The organism is Sphingorhabdus sp. (genome assembly GCF_044338195.1).
GTDB lineage: Bacteria > Pseudomonadota > Alphaproteobacteria > Sphingomonadales > Sphingomonadaceae > Sphingorhabdus_B.
This window is the reverse complement of the sequence record NZ_JBIIMC010000005.1, coordinates 23,939-41,150: the sequence shown is the minus strand read 5'-3', so window position 1 is coordinate 41,150 and position 17,212 is coordinate 23,939. Positions and strand designations below refer to the sequence as shown.

The window sequence follows — 17,212 nt, the reverse complement described above, 5'->3', positions numbered from 1 at the left end:
AGCCTCCATATAAACTTTTATTACGTTGCAGCCTTAACTTGTGATTTTCCAATGCTCAAGCGGCATGGGCAAAGAAAATACATAGACTGCTTAATCGGGTCTTTACCCATTTGTCTTATCACGGCTGTCCATGAACATTGGCGGACAGTGAATGCAGGAACAAGAAACCAGATTGTTGATGCTTGTCGATGATGAGCCTGCCCAATGCAGGTTGGTGTCGGCTATCGCATCACGCGCCGGATGGAGAACGGTTTTTGCACGTGATGCAGAAACCGCGGTCGCGATGCTTGGCACGCAAGATGGCATGATGTTGGACGCTATCATCTTGGATCAATGGGTCCCGGGGGCGGATTCTGCCTCGCTGATTTCCGAACTTAAATCGCGTCGCCCTGCACTCCCGATCCTTTTGATGACATCCATCGGCTCGAACGAAGCGGCCATCGATGCAATGCGCGCCGGTGCCTCTGACTATATCATCAAGCCGGTTGGCCCAGAACGCCTGATTGCCGCGCTCAGCATAGCTGCGGACAAAAGCAAAGAATTGGGCGAACTTCACCCGCTGACCGAGAAAATTACCCAGCCATTGGCGTTCGAAGAAATCATCGGTTCCGCGCCAGCATTTCGCACAGCGCTGGCCATTGCGGCAAAAGCCGCACGCAGCCGTGCGCCGATCTTTATCGAAGGCGAACATGGGGTGGGCAAAGAAGTGGTGGCAGACGCCATTCAAGCCGCCAGCCCCCGCGCAAAGCTGCCCTATCTAAAGGTCAATTGCGGGGCGATTGCATCCAATCTACTCGATTCCCTATTGTTCGGGCATGAAAAAGACGCGTTCGCGGGCGCGTTTGACCGCCGCATCGGTATATTTCAGCAAGCTGAAGGCGGGACAGTGTTTCTGGATGAGGTGGATTTGCTGCCACCCGAAACACAGATCAGGTTGGTTCGTTTGCTCACCCAAGGTGAAATTTCTCCTCTCGGGGCCGCACATAGCTATCGCATTGATGTCCGCATTTTGTCCGCCAGCAACGCGTCATTGGCGAACAAATTGGCCGATGGTGAATTTCGCGAAGACCTATATTATCGATTAAATGTGGTGCAGCTGACTATTCCGCCCCTGCGCGAACGGACATCGGACATACCCGCGCTTGCCCGTCATTTTCTCGGTCGCATGGCCAACCAACCCGGACTGCGCAGCCTTGGCATCACCGATGAGGCATTGACCATGCTGCGCGGATATGACTGGCCGGGCAATGTCCGACAGTTGCAGAGCGCGCTGTTTCGCGCAGCGGTCCTGTGCGAGCGCGACGCGCTTACGCCCGATGAGTTTCCCCATATATCGGCGGCCGTTGGCGTGCCGGGATCGGGCGGCGCTGGCGCCAATGACGGCATCGGCGTGACGCTGTACGAAAACGATGGCAATATGCGTCCGCTCGAAGAAATCGAAGCGGACGTTATCCGGCTGGCTATAGGCCATTATCGTGGCAGAATGACCGAAGTCGCCCGCCGCTTGGGCATTGGACGCTCGACCCTGTACCGTAAGCTCGCCGACCTTGGGATCAGCGACGCTGCTTAGGCGCTTTTGCCAAGCAAAGCCTGCGTAACCCAAAATCCAACAAGCGAAGCAGACCCCGTCAAAAATGTACCCCAGATGATATCGAGTATGGTGACTTTGGTGCTCCACACTTTCAACGTGGCAAAGTTCGTCAAATCATAGGTCATATAGCAAAAGAAGCCGAGCATCGCGCCCCACAGCAACGCGGTCTGCCATTTGCCCGAATGCAGCGCGGGCCCCACGGCGAAGATCATCATGCCCAATATATATAATAAATAGAATATGATGGCCGGCCCCATGCGGAACCCGCCCTTCATCAGCAGCTCACCAATTTCTGGCTGGTAAAGCCGCGTATACATATTGCGCAACCAAATGCTGTCGATCATCGCGAACGCAAGCCCGGTGGCGATGTAACCTACTATATATTTCAAGAGCATCTCAGTTTCCTCCCTAAATCTGGTCCTTTTTGCGCGAAGGCACCCGCGTCAACAAGACAGCCAAATAACGGTACCTTAGGCGCTCGCTGTCAACGCCGCATCGCGCATGCCGCGCCATACCTGCACGGCTTGCACGGTTTCAGCGGCGTCATGCACCCGAATGATATGCGCGCCTTGTTCAACCGCCTTCATGGCCAGAAAAATGGACCCACCCAAACGGTGCTGCGCGTCCGCTTCATTGGACAACGCACCGATCAAACGCTTCCTGCTCGCGCCAAACAATATCGCGCAGCCCAGTCCGTGGTAGACAGACAGATTGTTAATGATCGCGAGATTTTCGGTCAGCGATTTGCCAAAGCCAATGCCTGGATCGACGAGTATTTTGTCACGCTTAATGCCCGATGCTTCGACGTCGGCGATGCGTTGTTCAAGCCAGTCAAAAACGTCTAAAACAACATCGTCATAGAGCCCGTTTTTATGCGGATCACTGCTCTGGCTAGGCGCGTGCATCAGAACAACGGGAACATCGCTGACGCGCGCGACTTCAAGCGCCCGATCGTCATACAATAATGCAGAAATGTCGTTGATCATCGCCGCGCCAGCGCGAACCGCGCCCTCCATGACTGAGGCTTTGCGCGTGTCGATAGAAACAGCAGTCCCTGCCCCCGACAATCTGCGGACGAGCGGTTCCACGCGGGCGAGTTCATCGCCTTCCCACACCAGTGGCGCGCCTGGACGTGTGGATTCACCGCCAATGTCGATAATCGAAGCCCCCGCGATCGACATCGCGAAGGCGGCCTCGGCGGCGACTTCTACGTCAACATTCTTCCCACCGTCGGAGAAGCTATCAGGCGTGGCGTTAATGATGCCCATCACGTGCGGCTGATCCAGCCTGATGGTCCGCGCACCCATGTGCAATGCTGGCCGGGCGGCGGTGATGCGTTCGAATAATATCGCCGCCTTTTGGCGCTCCTCATCAGGAAGTCCGGCAGCGAAACTATCCCATTGGCTGACGGATATCATCTGCCGCTGCGTTGACGATGCGGTTCGCTGGATAACTTCAAATTGCGAGAACCACAGCATATGGCCTGCGAGCCGCAAGCATTCACCTTCGTGCCGCTGCGGGCTTTCCACAAAGCCGGTGGGACGAAGATAGATTTTGTTCATGGTTCCGTTGCGAGCAAATAGGTCTGCCGTAGGTCGTCAATCGGTTTCAACGCGCCGTCAGCCGCGGCATAATGCCAGTACGTCCATCCATTGCAGCTTGGTGCATTTTGAATGGTCGAGCCAACCTTGTGGATGGAACCATCAACCGCACCGCACAGGATCGAACCATCCGCACGAACAACGGCTTCAAAATTACGCTTACGGTCAAAGATTTTCGTGCCGGGGTTCAGATAGCCGGCCTCAACCAATTGGCCAAAGGCGACCTTTGGTGCAGATTTTGGTGACTGCATGGTTTTGATGGCGCTTTCGTCCAACGGCAGCGCCGCGGCGATGCGCTCTTCAGCGACTTCACAATAAACAGATTCGCGTTCGCAACCAATCCAGTCACGGCCCAAACGGCGCGCCACGGCGCCTGTTGTCCCTGTGCCAAAAAACGGATCAAGCACGACGTCGCCCGGTTTCGTGCAGGCAAGCAATATGCGGTACAGCAATGCCTCTGGCTTTTGCGTTGGGTGCGCCTTGGTACCATTGCGCTTCAACCGTTCTTGTCCGCCACAAATGGGGATCAACCAGTCTGAACGCATCTGAAGTTCATCGTTCAGCGTCTTCATGGCACGATAGTTGAATGTGTATTTCGACTTCTCGCTTTTCGATGCCCAGATCAATGTCTCATGCGCGTTAGTGAAACGCGTTCCTTTGAAATTCGGCATCGGGTTGGACTTGCGCCAGACGATATCGTTCAAAATCCAATATCCGGCGTCTTGCACAGCGGTGCCGACGCGGAAAATATTGTGATAGCTGCCGATCACCCACAATGAACCATCGGGTTTCAAAATGCGCCGCGCCTCCGCAAGCCATTCGCGGGTGAACTTGTCGTAAATGGCAAAGCTGGCAAACTTGTCCCACTCGTCATTTACGGCATCAACCTTGCTGTTGTCGGGACGCAGCAAATCCCCGCCGAGCTGAAGATTATAGGGCGGGTCCGCGAAGACCATATCGATGGAGCAATCGGGCAACGAACGCATGGCTTCGATGCAGTCCATTCGCAAAATCTGGTTCCGCGGCAGGTCATGGACCTCAACCGGCTTCGACTTTACTGCTGGCCTGATTTTCTCGATGACGCCCACGGCTCACTCCTCAAAACTGAATGAAACTGCGATGAGTCAGCGCGAGAGCAAGGTCAAGGACGTTCATAATATAAGGATTCATGCCGAGTCGCACGATCTGGGGCCATTTAGGTGGAACGAAAGGAGTCCGGCACAACATATGGAGTCTGGCGATTCCAACGAGACTCAACCGGTGGTGGTGTTGCCCGAATGACTCACTGACACAAAAAACTCACAGCAAAAGCATTTGTGACACGGGCGCGAAGCTTTTGCGGTGCAGCGGCGTTGGTCCGTGCAAACGCAAGGCGGCCAAATGGTCCGGCGTTCCGTACCCCTTATTCCGTTCCCAACCATAATGTTGATGCTGCTGCGCCGCTTCGCACATCATCCGGTCACGATGTTCTTTGGCGATGATGGACGCCGCCGAAATGCAAGGCTCAAGGGCATCGCCGCCGACAATGGCGCGCGCATTCCACCGCCATTCGGGCCGACGACCCGACGGCGTCATATTGCCGTCGACAAGCACCTCAGTCGGATCGCTCCCAATTTTAGCGCACAAGCCCTCAACCGCGCGCGTCATCGCCAACATCGTCGCACCGAATATGTTCAACCGGTCGATGTCATCAACATCCACAATGCCTACCGCCCACTGGCACCGGCGTTTGATCGTTTCTTCCAACGCGGCACGGCGCGCGGCGCTGAGTTTCTTGCTGTCATCCAATCCAGACGGGCGCGGTTTGCATAACAATACCGCGGCCGCCACCACTGGCCCCGCAAGTGGCCCGCGCCCTGCCTCATCAACGCCGAAAATCATATACGCCAGGCCGGATATCTCCGGTTCTCGCCCGCATGGTACAGGCACACCATATTCCCGGCGGGATCAAGCAACCGCGCCTCGCGCCAACCCCAGCTTTCGTCCTGCGGCATTTGTTCGAAAATATATCCTTGGCTGGTGAGTTCCGTCACCCACGCATCCAACCGCTTGCTTTCAAAATAGACTACAGTCGATGTCGCGCAGTCATCATGTTGGTGGACCGAAAAGGTAACGCCATTTGGCATTTCAAACCGCGCGTAGCCATTGTCCGGGCTGTCGACGATCTGTTGAAGACCGAGCGCTTTGTAAAAATCGACAGAGGCGGCATAATTGCGGCATCCAACGGTGACGTGATTGAGCGACGGCCCGGCAACCATCGCATCTTCGCGCACGGCTTGGTGCGCCATGGGCCCGTGACCTTGACCAAGGCCCGGCGCGTCGAGCAGCGCCAAGCGTACGAACAAGCGCGCGCGTTCAATGGCTGGCACCAGTTCCATTCCCTGCCCCAACCCCGTCGCAATAGCCGTGGCCAAGGTGCAACCCGTTCCGTGGGCACTGCGCGTTTCAATCCGCGCGTCACTCCAGCTTTCGCTTTGGCCTAGCGCGACGTGCAGTTCATCCACAATCTGGTCGCCGTCCGCATGCCCGCCTTTGATAAGCAACGATATGCGCCGCCCCAGCAAGCTATCCTTTCCGCCGAGCGCCTGCAGTTCGGGCAGATTGGGCGTCGTCAGCGTCGCAATTCCCATAAGGCGCTCAAATGCGGAGATGGTATCGGCATCAGCGAGCACAGCGCCACTGGTCGCCACCATGACAGGGTCGAATATGATGGGACAAGAATGCTCCGACAGACTGTCTGCAACGGCATGTGCCGTGGCCGCATTTCCAATCATACCGATTTTTACGGCATCCACGCCAATATCGCTCACAACGGCCGCGATCTGGTCCATGACCATCTGCGTTGGCACCATATGCACCGCATCGACACCCAGCGTGTTCTGCGCGGTGATGGCCGTAATCGCGGTCATCGCATGCCCGCCAAGCATGGTGACCGTCTTAATATCCGCCTGAATACCAGCGCCGCCGCCGCTGTCGGACCCAGCGATGATAAGAATGCGCGCGGGTGCGTTGTGAGGCATCAGGCCGCAGCTACCCTCACAGCGTCGCATATGCCGTCAACGATGCGCTCAACCTGTGCAGCATCATCGCCCTCCGCCATAACGCGGATGACGGGTTCTGTGCCCGACGGGCGGATGACAAGCCTGCCAGTGCCGGCCAATTCGGCTTCAGCATCGGCGATAACCTGCTGAACGCGCACATCCTCCAATGGCTTACCGCCCGAGAAACGAACGTTTTTCAAAAGCTGCGGCACCGGATCGAACAGGTGCAACACTTCACTGGCTGGCTTCCCGCTCTCGACGAGCTGCGCCAATACTTGAAGCGCAGCAATCGTGCCGTCCCCGGTGGTCGCATGATCCAAAAGGATCATATGCCCCGATTGCTCGCCGCCGACGTTGATACCATGCTTGCGCATTTCTTCGAGGACATAGCGGTCACCCACCTTTGCACGGATGAGTTTTAAATGCTGGCTCTCCAAATAGCGCTCTAGGCCAAGGTTGGACATCACGGTCGCAACAATACCGTCGCCCGTAAGTTTGCCTGCGCGGCGCATGGCACAGCCAAGCAAAGCCATAATCTGGTCGCCGTCGACCACTTGGCCATGTTCGTCGACAACGATCAATCGGTCGGCATCACCGTCAAGCGCAATTCCAATATCCGCGCCCGATGCAACAACGGTTTCCTGAAGCGTGGCAACATGCGTTGACCCAACCTTGTCATTGATATTCTTACCATTTGGTTCAACCCCGATTGACGTAACCTTGGCACCCAGTTCCCAAATGGCCGTAGGTGCGACCTGATACGCCGCGCCATTTGCGCAATCGAGCACGACATGTAGTCCATCAAAACGGATATGTTCCGGCACCGACGCCTTCACCGCATGGATGTAACGCCCGCGGCTGTCCTCAATACGGCGCGCGCGGCCAATATCCGGGGCGTCAGCAAGCGTCAGCTTTTCGTCCAGCAAGGCCTCAATCGCCTGTTCATCGGCATCAGATAATTTATATCCGTCGGGTCCAAACAGCTTAATACCGTTGTCTTCATAAGGATTATGGCTGGCAGAGATCATCACGCCAAGGTCTGCGCGCATGGACCGCGTCAGGAGCGCAACGGCCGGGGTCGGAATCGGGCCGAACTGGACGACATCCATGCCCACGCTGGTAAATCCAGCCACGAGCGCATTTTCGATCATATAGCCCGAAAGGCGCGTATCTTTCCCGATGACGACCCGGTGTTTATGCCCGCCGCGCAGGAAATGCGTGCCTGCAGCCTGGCCGACCCTCATCGCCATTTCCGGTGTCATGGCGCCCGTATTGGTGCGCCCTCTGATACCATCTGTCCCGAAATATTTGCGCGCCATTTTGCTTCCTGCCGTTCTGCGGTTCACGTTGTGAATTTCCACGCTGTTAAGGCTCTCCCTTGCATAGGGAGCGATGGGCTGGCAAGACCCGATACTATGTCAAACGCTACCCGTATTCTTATCGCCCTCGTTATTGGCCTTGCCCTCGGCATTTTCGTGACCGCGCTATCACCTTCCGCTGGCGAAAAGCTGGATCTGATCCTCGATATTGTGGGAACATTATGGCTCAACGGCCTTCGCATGACTGTTGTTCCGTTGGTGGTCGCATTGGTTATCACTGGAATAGTCAAAAGCGCGGAAGCCGCGCGGGCCGGACCAATGGCCGCGCGCACCATCAGCTGGATAGTCGTGATGATGTTCATGTCGGCTACGTTGGGCGCGCTGTTGACCCCAATGGTGCTATCGCTTTGGCCCATGCCACAAGAAAGTGCGGACGCGCTTCGGTCGGCGCTGACAACCGCGCCAGCGGTAGCCGAACAACCCAGTTTGCGTGATTTCGTCGTTGCGTTGGTGCCAACCAATCCGATTTCAGCAGCAGCAAGTGACTCCATCTTGCCACTTCTGATTTTCACGCTCGTCTTTGCCTTTGCCGTGACGCGCCTTGCGCAAGAGCCACGGGCGCACATGGCTGGATTTTTCAGCGCGCTTGCCGACGCCATGATCCTCGTCATCGAATGGGTGCTAAAGCTCGCGCCTATCGGCGTGTTTGCGTTGGCATTTGTCGTTGGCGCGCGATCCGGATTGGCCGCGTTGGGCGCTGTTGCGCATTATATTGTCACGGTATCCATCGTCGGTATCATCGTCGGCGCCTTTGCTTATCCCATTGCGGTTTTTGCAGGCAAAGTGCGCTTCCGCGATTTTGCCCGCCAGATTGCCCCGGTTCAAGCCTTTGCCGTATCCACCCAATCATCCTTGGCCAGCCTTCCTTTGATGTTGAAGAAGTCAGAGGCGTTGGGCGTTCGTGAGTCCACTGCAGGCCTTGTGTTGCCGATGGCGGTGGCATTGTTGCGTGCCACTGGCCCTGCAATGAACCTTGCCGTCGCGCTGTATGTTGCAAACTGGTTCGGCATAAAGCTTGACGCGTTCGATTATGGCGCTGCAATTTTTATCGCCGCACTGACCTCAATGGGCGCGGTAAGCCTTCCCGGAACAGTCAGCTTTGTGACCTCAATCGCGCCGATATGTATTGCGCTGGGAATTCCGGTGGAGCCACTCGCTTTGTTAATCGCGGTGGAAACGCTGCCGGATATTTTCCGGACAACCGGCAATGTGCAGATGGACGTTGCGCTCGCTACCGCCATTGAAGCCCCCGAAAAGGAAAACGCCCATGCAATATCGTGAACTTGGCCACGGCCTGAAAGTCTCCGCCATTGGCGTCGGTTGTATGCCGATGATCAAAGGCGGCAACATCACTTATGGTCAAGATGCTGATCCCGATGAGGCAATCAAAACCATCCATCGCGCGATCGATATGGGCATCACCTTTTTCGACACGGCCCAAATTTATGGTCCATTCCAGAATGAAGAACTGGTCGGCGAAGCGATCAAAGGCAAACGTGACGGACTGATCATCGCAAGCAAATTCGGTTTCAAATTCGATGGCGGAAATATCGTTGGCGTGGATGGCTCGCCAGCCAATGCAAAATCAGCTGTTGAAGGCACATTGAAGCGCCTGGGCATCGACTGCCTGGATCTTTATTACCAACACCGCGTCGACCCAGCTGTTCCCATCGAAGAGACCGTCGGTGCAATGGCGGATTTGATCACCGAAGGCAAAATCAAGCATATCGGGCTGTCCGAAGCGGGACCAGAAACGCTCCGCCGTGCCGCAGCAGTTGCGCCAATCTCCGCACTGCAAAGCGAATATTCGCTGTGGGAACGCGATATCGAAGACGAAATCCTGCCAACATGCCGCGAACTTGGCATAGGCTTTGTGCCTTATTCGCCATTGGGTCGCGGTTTCCTGACGGGTTCGTTCCGTAGCCTTGACGAACTGCCTGACAATGACTGGCGACACCAGGATCCGCGTTTCCAAGGCGACAATTTTGCCGCCAACCTCGCGATTGTTGATGTCGTTGGTCAAATTGCCGCCAAACACAATGCGTCACACGCGCAAATCGCGCTGGCTTGGATATTGGCGCAAGGCAGCGACATTGTGCCGATCCCGGGCTTTAAGCGCCGCGTGACGATGGAGGACAGTGCACGGGCCGTTTATGTTACGCTGGATGCGGACGACCTTGCGAAGCTCGATTTAGCCGCTCCACGTGGCGGGACTGCTGGTCCGCGCTATGGCGAACGCGGTATGCGGATGGTTCGGCTTTAAAAGCTGAACCACCGGAACAGGCCAGCGCCAGCAACATTCCAATATGGGTGCGCCCAAGTTGCGGCGGCCCAGAGGAATATGCCTGCTAGCCACGGACCGATCCCGACCTGAAACAAGGCAACAGGTTGGATGGCGAAATGCGTCCTGCGCAGCCACCCGTCCCATTGGGCGCCCATAAGCTTGCGTTTCTTGATTTCCTGCGCCTTGGAACCCACCAGTGCGAGGAAAACCAAGCTTCCGGCAAAAATGAAATTGTCGATCCGCGGCGCCACCAAAATATGCGCAATGCCCCACAGCGCAAAGCCCCACATCATCGGGTGGCGGGTCGCCTTAAACACACCAAAGGGCGCTTGCCCAGCCATGGCGTCGGGCACACCCGGCAATGACGGGTTGCGGATGAACGATCCGGAAAACAAGACAGCGGCAACCAAAGTGAGCACGCTTGCCACTATCCACACCGCGTCGCTTGCTGGCCACAGTGCGTCACCCTTTGGCACACGCCCAAATTCAACAAGCATCCAGCCAAATGTTGCAAACGAGACGAGCGAATAAATCCCCAGAAACCCGTTTGCACCGAATCTCCTGACCATATCCGCGCGCCAAGGATGCGACATGAGGAAATGGCTTCCGACAAACAATATGGAGGCGGCAACCAATAACAGATAATCGCTCACAACATTACCTCCCGCTGTTGGATGTCCACACTCAATAGCAGTTCATTGCATCAACGATCATATGCCTTTGGCAAATTGCCTTCTGTTGGCCTTGCATAGCGGTCACGCAGTCGGTTTTGCCGGTTGTCGAGCGGCTGTTCGACGCCATCGATGATCACTGTCGTCGGCGCGGAGGACAGCTCAAGCGGATCGCCATCCCAAACAACGACGTCTGCGGCTTTACCGGCCTTGAGGCTACCCAAACGGTCACCAACACCCATAATATCGGCGGGAACCGAGCTAATGGCGGCAAATGCCTCATCCCATGTCAGACCAGTCGCACCGGGTACGCGCTCAAGGCTAACGATGTTGCCTGCATATTGCGTCGTGTACCGCAATTGATGCGAATCGCGGTCATTGATCATGCCAATGGCCACCTGCACACCGGCATCTTTCATGCGGCCGATATTGCTCTGCGTTGCACCCAGCATTTCAAACGATGCCGGCAAGTCGTTCAACGCCGACGCGATAACGGGAATACGGGCTTGCGCCAGCTGCGGTGCAACCCGCCAGCCCTCACTTACGCCGACAAATACCATTTTGATCGATGGGAAGTCGCGTTTCAACTCAATGAGCCGCAGCATGTCATTTGCGCCTTCGACATGAATCAAAAGACGCGTTTCGCCGCGCAGCACGGATAGCAACGCCTTGGCGTCTTCTGCCTTTAGCAAATCATCATCAAAGGTACCACGCCCAGCGGCGTAATCCTGCGCTTCGCGCAACATCGCGCGGAAATGCAGATGCGTTCCGGCGCGGCTTCCGCCAGCGGCAGCCGCACCCTCTTCACCGAATTCGGCAAATTGAAATGCACGTGCCTTGGTAACCGGGTTACTGTCCGCTCCCAGATCCGCAATGGCACCCTGCCCTGCAAAAATGGAAGCAGCGCCTTCAGGCGCAACGACTGCACGCGTTACGCCGGCGGAACGGTTAACCGCAAATGGCGACCGGAACGGATCAATCGCAGGCGCAACGTCGATCGCGGCCGAGAAACCGCTTCGACCGCCGCTTTTGTCGTTCGTGCCGTTAACGGCATCGACTTCAGCGAGGCCCAAACGGGTGAAGCCCGCGAAAACCCCTGGTGTTACCCATTTGCCCGATGCGTCTATGCGACGTGCGCCCGACGGGACCGAAACACCGGCACCAGCAGCAACGACAACGCCATCACGGACAACCACAGTGCCGCCTTCAATAGGTGCACTACCATCGCCAATCACGACGCGGCCGCCGGTAATGGCTATGGTTTCAGCGGAAACGGGTGTCGCAAAAGCCGCAAGCGCGGCAGCAGCATAGAGGAAATGCCTCATTTCACATCTCCTTCACCGGGCTGGCCAAGCTCAAAGTCGCTGACCGGACGTATTTTGGGGTTACTTGCATCAAACATCAACGCGCCGTCGATCCAGACCTTTTCAGGACGCGTGTATACGCTGAGCGGATTGCCATTCCACAGCACCAGATCGGCCATCTTACCGGGCTTCAAACTGCCGGTTTTGTCCGAAATGCCAAGCGCCTTGGCTGGGTTATATGTCAGCCATTTGATGACTTCAGCATCGCTGATATTAATGCCCATCCGGCGACCATCGGCCTGCGCCTTTGCCGCTTCTTGGTTCAGACGCTGGATCTGGTTCTCGTCGTCGGAGTGAATGACGACACAAGCACCCGTATTGTGCAATATCGCGGCATTTTCAGGGATAGCGTCATAGGCTTCCATCTTGAAGCCCCACCAGTCCGCCCAAACGGCGGAACACACGCCATTGTCGCGCAACAAGTCAGCGATCTTGTAGCTTTCAACGGCATGGTGGAATGTCGATACCTTGTAGCCAAATTCCTTCGCCATATCGAGAACGAGTGCCATTTCGTCGGCGCGGTAGCAGTGGTTCTGGATCGAGATGTCGCCATCCAAAACTCCAGCAAGCGTTTCAAGGCCGAGATCGCGGGTATATTCCTTACCGCTGTCGCGCCTTTTCTTGTAATCCTGCGCTTTAATCCATGTCTGACGGTTCACGGCGATGTTGCCCATGCGGGTGGAAGGCATGCGCCCCTTGCTGCCGTAAACGCGCTTCGGGTTTTCACCACAAGCCATTTTCATGCCGTACGGCGCGCCCGGGAACTTCATGCCCTGCACTGTGCGCGCATAGACATTCTTTAAGACAACAGAGCGACCACCCATCAGGTTAGCCGATCCGGGCAGAACCTGAAGCGCGGTGACGCCGCCATTGGCGAGTGCCCGGCTAAAGCCTGGATCCTGCGGCCACACGCTGTGTTCCGCCCAAACTTCGGGTGTAGTCGGCGATGTTGCTTCATTACCGTCGCTATGCGCGTCCACCGATGGCGTAGGATAATCACCGAGATGTGAGTGGATATCGATAATGCCTGGCGTCACAAACTTGCCTGCACCATCAATGACCGTCGTACCCGAAGGTATGAGGGTGTCCGGCCCACCGACGCTGCTAATCTTGCCGCCCGAAATGAAGACCACGCCATTTTCGATTTTGCCGCCTTCGCCATCATAAATGGTGACGTTACGGATGGCTGTGGCAACGCCGGGATATGCCTTATATGTCGACGGGAACGGCGCAGGTGCCTTTTCCACCGGCTTTACGACAGGTGCGACAGAAGCCGTCTTTGGGCCTTCCGCGTTTGAACAGGCGGCCAACGCCAGCGGAGCGGCCAGGATTGACCAGCGCAAATTGCTCTTCATATGCTTATGCTGCCTTTTCTTCTGCGGTGTCTTCGTCCTTAAGCGTGTCGAGATGCATCAAGCGTTTCACCAGAGGTGATACCAGAAGCACGACCACGCCGATGGCAATGGTGATGTAGCCGATCTGTTCATAGACGTTGATCAGCCCCTCACGGGTCATTGCACCATCATGCCCCCCCGTTGCAGCACCGATGATGCCAGCAAGGAAGTTGCCGCCCGCAGTCGCAAAGAACCATGCCCCCATGATCAGCGACGCCATGGTGGCCGGCGCAAGCCGATTCATCGCCGACAGCCCTACTGGTGAGAGGCAAAGCTCTGCAGTCGTGGCAAACAGGTAAAAGGCAAAGATGAACAACACTGGCACCAGCGTATCGGAACCAACGCTGTTCGCTCCCCAGACGAGAACGAGGTTGGCAAAGCCAATCTGCGCCAGCGCGATCCCGAATTTTGCAGGGGTCGAAGGCTCCAGTCCGCGTCGGCCGAGCCACACCCAAAGGCCGGCAAAGATAGGCCCTAGCAAAATGATATAGATCGGGTTGATCGACTGGAAGATCGACGCCGGCACGCCCTGACGATCAACAAAGCGGTCAGTGAACAGGTTCATGCTACCACCAGCCTGTTCGAACAACGCCCAAAACAGGGGCTGCAACGCCAACAGGAAGAGGATGGCGTAAATGCGATGGCGCGCCTCCACATCTAGCTTGAACGATTGTAGCAGAACATAGCCGAGCAACAGCACACCAAGGCCGAGCAGCAACCAGCCATAAAAGCCCTGATACTGGATCAGCAGCCAGATACCGGCAACAGCAGCAAGGCCGACGCCATAAATGCCATATTCGGTCGACTTGGTCATGGGTGCCGGAGCTTCGCCACGGCCCATGAGCAAAGGCTTGCCAAACACAAACACGATCAGGCCGAGCAGCATACCGAGGCCAGCTGCGCCAAAACCATAGGACCAGCCATAGGTTTCGCCAAGATAACCGGCAAAGATGGTACCGATCGCGGCGCCCACATTAATGCCCATATAAAATATAGTATAGGCACCGTCACGACGCACATCGGTGCGCGGATAAAGCTGGCCGACAATTACCGAGATATTGGCCTTGAGGAAACCCGAACCGACGATGATGAAGGCCAACGCCAGCCAGAATATGTTGATCGCGGGATCCGCCTGTTTCACCAACGGGTCCGTAACGCCCGCCAAACCTTCAAATGCCATCAGGACATGACCAAAGGTCAACAGGACTGCACCGAATGCCACTGCCTTACGCTGGCCTAAATAGCGGTCAGCAAGCCACCCGCCGAGAACCGGTGTGATGTACACAAGGCTGGTATAGGCCCCATAGATCAGGTTCGATTGGCCGTCGGAAAAGAGCCAGTGCTTTGTAAGGTAAAGGATAAGCAGCGCGCGCATCCCGTAATAGGAAAAACGCTCCCACATCTCTGCGAAAAAGAGAACGTAGAGGCCACGCGGATGGCCAGCAAATTCAGGCTCCTTGCGTGTAGCGATATATGCCCCGCCGAGCAGGAAGAAAGCCAGAACTGCAGCCGCGATCGCTGTAATCCAATCCTGCTCCTGCCAAAGCGCAATGTCTTTCAGACCCACGTGCAATCCCCTCGATAATCTTTAACTAGACGGTCTTCGCCGCCTGTTTCTCTGATGCATCATCTAACTGAAAAATTGCGCGTGTGAAGAATTTAATTGCGGATGCGGTCAAAATTCGTCGAAGAGAGTGGAATGTTCAACGACCTCACCTCCGTAACCCGCTATCTCGAAACCCGCCGGTCTGGCAAACCACGCGACATGGTGGAGCCCGGCCCCGACCAAGCCACACTTAATCGCATATTGCAGACCGCTATGCGCACCCCCGACCATGGCAAGCTATTTCCGTGGCGTTTTGTCGAGATCACTGACCGCACCGCCTTTGCTGAACTCCTCACGCACGCATTTACCGCAGCCAATCCCGATGCGCGGGATGCACAAATTGACGCAGCGGTATCTCCATCGCGTATGGCCCCAACGCTTGTCCTTTTGGTGTATGCGCCCCAGCCAAGCGCAAAAATTCCTTTGTGGGAACAGCAACTCAGCGTCGGTGCCGTCGGCATGAACTTGCTGCACGCAGCCCACGCACATGGTTTTGTCGGAAGCTGGATAACCGGGTGGGCGACGTACGACGACAGCGTGCGCAAAGCGATTTGCGTCGGCGACGAACAAATTGCTGGGCTGTTCTTCATGGGATCCCCGGCCCTGCCTCTTGAAGAGCGGCCACGCCCCGATCCGTCGAACATCATCCGCCAATGGCCGTAAAATAGCCGCCTTGACGCGCCCTACTGTATTATGGCAGTAAGCACGTAATGAAAAACGACGTAAAACCCGTATATTTGAAATTGCGCGATGTGATTGCCGCCGCCATTTTGGACGGTGCGTATAAGGAAGGCGACATGTTGCCGTCTGTCCGCGCATTTGCTGCAGACCAAGGCGCGAACCCATTGACGGTCGCTAAGGCCTATCAGCTATTTCAAGATAGCGGGCTCGTGGACGTTAAGCGCGGCGTCGGTTTGTTCGTTGCAACTGGCGCAATCTCAAAACTGCGCAGTTTCGAGCGCGACAATTTCATGAACAATATTTGGCCTGACGTAAAAGCCCAAATGCAGCGCGCCGGTATCGATCCAGCCGAATTACTGGCGCTTAGCTGACTTTTTACTGCAGCTTTTGGCTGATACAGTGCCCATCACAATTGCAGATCATATTGCTTCATCAGATCGTACAGCGTCGGTCGGCTAACCCCCAGTAACTTCGCTGCGCTGGAAATATTGCCCTCTGTCCGCGCAATCGCCCGCCCAATCGCCTTGCGGTCGGCGGCCTCGCGCACTGCCTTCAAGTTGAGTTGCAGATCTTCCGCATTCCCGTCGCCCAAGTCAAGGTCATCCGCCGTGACAAACGCTCCTTCTGCCATGATAACAGCGCGCTTGATGCGGTTTTCAAGTTCGCGGACATTTCCCGGCCAGGTCCATGCATCAATTGCCGCCAATGCGCCGGTCGACATGCCCTTAACCGTCGGATTCATCTCGCGTGCAAATTTGCTGACGAAATGCTTGGCCAACAAAATTGCGTCCCCGGTGCGCGCGGCAAGCGGCGGAATATTGACGGTGACTTCTGCCAATCGGTAAAACAAATCATCGCGAAAAGCTTGTTCCGCAATCATCTTGCTGAGATTGCGATGGGTGGCGCAGACCACGCGGACATCCACGTGAATGGCTTTGCGGCCGCCAATGCGCTCAATATTGCGTTCCTGCAGAAAACGCAGCAGCTTTACCTGCAGCGCTAACGGGATGTCGCCCACTTCATCCAAGAAGAGCGTTCCGCCATGTGCCAGTTCAATCTTGCCCTCGGTCGTTTTAACAGCGCCGGTAAACGCGCCTTTTTCGTGGCCGAACAATTCGGATTCCAACAAATTTTCAGGGATTGCACCGCAGTTGATGGCGACGAATGGCTGATCGCGCCGACCGCTGGCATTGTGCAGACCGCGCGCCAGCAATTCCTTTCCCGTGCCGCTGGCCCCCAACAGCAACACCGAAATATCAGCTGGTGCGATCCGCTCGATGGTGCGGGCAACCTTCACCATCTCCGGTGACCCAGTGCGTATGGTTCCCAGCAACAACGCGCCGTCGTTATCGGGTTGCTGCAATGCGGAAATGGCACGCAGCGCGCTTTCATGTGCGCCATCTCCCGACACGACAATGATTTTGGTGTCAGGCTCTACTTCGCGCAGCAAGGCGAGCGCTTCTTCACGACTGGACGCGCAAAAAACGTCGAAATCTTCATATGAGTATTTTAGATGCTTCTGAAGACCAAGGTCGTCTTCCACAATGATTAGCTTTTGCAGATGTTCGGTCATTTATGCTGCCTCCCGATGAGACACGCT

16 protein-coding genes are annotated in these 17,212 nt (G+C 56.1%); 5 read left to right on the top strand and 11 right to left on the bottom strand.

Annotation, left to right across the window (positions count from 1 at the left end; all coding sequences use genetic code 11):
• Positions 1 to 151: 151 nt before the first annotated feature.
• Positions 152 to 1,570, top strand: coding sequence for a sigma-54-dependent transcriptional regulator (locus tag ACIQZK_RS02680; protein WP_397574794.1), 1,419 nt, complete (start codon positions 152 to 154; stop codon positions 1,568 to 1,570).
• Here ACIQZK_RS02680 and ACIQZK_RS02675 read toward each other — a convergent pair.
• The 6 genes from ACIQZK_RS02675 to glmM all read right to left on the bottom strand — a co-directional run bounded on the left by ACIQZK_RS02675 (position 1,567) and on the right by glmM (position 7,552).
• Positions 1,567 to 1,986: a DUF2177 family protein gene (locus ACIQZK_RS02675; protein WP_397574793.1), complete on the bottom strand. Its 420-nt coding sequence runs from the start codon at positions 1,984 to 1,986 to the stop codon at positions 1,567 to 1,569. The two genes, ACIQZK_RS02680 and ACIQZK_RS02675, sit on opposite strands and share 4 nt — an antisense overlap.
• 75 nt (positions 1,987 to 2,061) lie before the next feature.
• The gene (gene folP / locus ACIQZK_RS02670) at positions 2,062 to 3,153 is read right to left on the bottom strand and encodes a dihydropteroate synthase (RefSeq protein WP_397574792.1); all 1,092 of its coding nucleotides are present in this window, start codon (positions 3,151 to 3,153) and stop codon (positions 2,062 to 2,064) included.
• On the bottom strand, positions 3,150 to 4,280 hold the full coding sequence (locus tag ACIQZK_RS02665; RefSeq protein ID WP_333569431.1) for a DNA methyltransferase: 1,131 nt from the start codon (positions 4,278 to 4,280) through the stop codon (positions 3,150 to 3,152). Before ACIQZK_RS02665 ends, folP begins: the two co-directional genes overlap by 4 nt.
• 211 nt (positions 4,281 to 4,491) lie before the next feature.
• Positions 4,492 to 5,073 carry a ribonuclease HII gene (locus ACIQZK_RS02660; protein WP_397574791.1) on the bottom strand — a complete coding sequence of 194 codons (582 nt, stop codon included), beginning with the start codon at positions 5,071 to 5,073 and terminating at the stop codon, positions 4,492 to 4,494.
• Positions 5,070 to 6,212 (bottom strand): bifunctional hydroxymethylpyrimidine kinase/phosphomethylpyrimidine kinase, encoded by a 1,143-nt coding sequence (gene thiD, locus ACIQZK_RS02655; RefSeq protein WP_397574790.1) that lies wholly within the window; start codon positions 6,210 to 6,212, stop codon positions 5,070 to 5,072. The genes ACIQZK_RS02660 and thiD overlap by 4 nt, the downstream gene beginning before the upstream one ends.
• Positions 6,212 to 7,552 (bottom strand): phosphoglucosamine mutase, encoded by a 1,341-nt coding sequence (gene glmM, locus ACIQZK_RS02650; RefSeq protein ID WP_397574789.1) that lies wholly within the window; start codon positions 7,550 to 7,552, stop codon positions 6,212 to 6,214. The genes thiD and glmM overlap by 1 nt, the downstream gene beginning before the upstream one ends.
• Positions 7,553 to 7,648: 96 nt before the next feature.
• Between glmM and ACIQZK_RS02645 the strand changes: the two genes are divergently transcribed.
• Together ACIQZK_RS02645 and ACIQZK_RS02640 are read left to right on the top strand one after the other, a co-directional pair.
• A complete protein-coding gene (locus ACIQZK_RS02645) occupies positions 7,649 to 8,893 on the top strand; it encodes a dicarboxylate/amino acid:cation symporter (RefSeq protein ID WP_397574788.1) in 1,245 nt (414 codons plus the stop codon).
• Positions 8,880 to 9,875, top strand: a complete 996-nt coding sequence (locus tag ACIQZK_RS02640; protein WP_397574787.1) for an aldo/keto reductase — start codon at positions 8,880 to 8,882, stop codon at positions 9,873 to 9,875. Before ACIQZK_RS02645 ends, ACIQZK_RS02640 begins: the two co-directional genes overlap by 14 nt.
• Here ACIQZK_RS02640 and ACIQZK_RS02635 read toward each other — a convergent pair.
• The 4 genes from ACIQZK_RS02635 to ACIQZK_RS02620 are packed head-to-tail and all read right to left on the bottom strand — an operon-like array spanning position 9,872 to position 14,886.
• Positions 9,872 to 10,549 (bottom strand): NnrU family protein, encoded by a 678-nt coding sequence (locus ACIQZK_RS02635; RefSeq protein ID WP_397574786.1) that lies wholly within the window; start codon positions 10,547 to 10,549, stop codon positions 9,872 to 9,874. The genes ACIQZK_RS02640 and ACIQZK_RS02635 overlap by 4 nt on opposite strands.
• 50 nt (positions 10,550 to 10,599) lie before the next feature.
• A complete protein-coding gene (locus ACIQZK_RS02630; RefSeq protein ID WP_397574785.1) occupies positions 10,600 to 11,892 on the bottom strand; it encodes an amidohydrolase family protein in 1,293 nt (430 codons plus the stop codon).
• Positions 11,889 to 13,286, bottom strand: coding sequence for an amidohydrolase (locus ACIQZK_RS02625; RefSeq protein WP_397574784.1), 1,398 nt, complete (start codon positions 13,284 to 13,286; stop codon positions 11,889 to 11,891). The genes ACIQZK_RS02630 and ACIQZK_RS02625 overlap by 4 nt, the downstream gene beginning before the upstream one ends.
• Positions 13,287 to 13,290: 4 nt before the next feature.
• Complete coding sequence (locus ACIQZK_RS02620) at positions 13,291 to 14,886, bottom strand: peptide MFS transporter (protein WP_397574835.1); 1,596 nt, start codon at positions 14,884 to 14,886, stop codon at positions 13,291 to 13,293.
• A 108-nt stretch (positions 14,887 to 14,994) separates the two neighbouring features.
• Between ACIQZK_RS02620 and ACIQZK_RS02615 the strand changes: the two genes are divergently transcribed.
• Together ACIQZK_RS02615 and ACIQZK_RS02610 are read left to right on the top strand one after the other, a co-directional pair.
• Positions 14,995 to 15,594, top strand: coding sequence for a nitroreductase (locus ACIQZK_RS02615; RefSeq protein ID WP_397574783.1), 600 nt, complete (start codon positions 14,995 to 14,997; stop codon positions 15,592 to 15,594).
• 47 nt (positions 15,595 to 15,641) lie between these two features.
• The gene (locus ACIQZK_RS02610) at positions 15,642 to 15,983 is read left to right on the top strand and encodes a GntR family transcriptional regulator (protein WP_395635821.1); all 342 of its coding nucleotides are present in this window, start codon (positions 15,642 to 15,644) and stop codon (positions 15,981 to 15,983) included.
• Between the two features lie 35 nt (positions 15,984 to 16,018).
• Here the strand turns inward: ACIQZK_RS02610 and ACIQZK_RS02605 are convergent, their stop codons facing one another.
• Complete coding sequence (locus ACIQZK_RS02605; RefSeq protein ID WP_397574782.1) at positions 16,019 to 17,185, bottom strand: sigma 54-interacting transcriptional regulator; 1,167 nt, start codon at positions 17,183 to 17,185, stop codon at positions 16,019 to 16,021.
• Positions 17,186 to 17,212 lie beyond the last annotated feature (27 nt).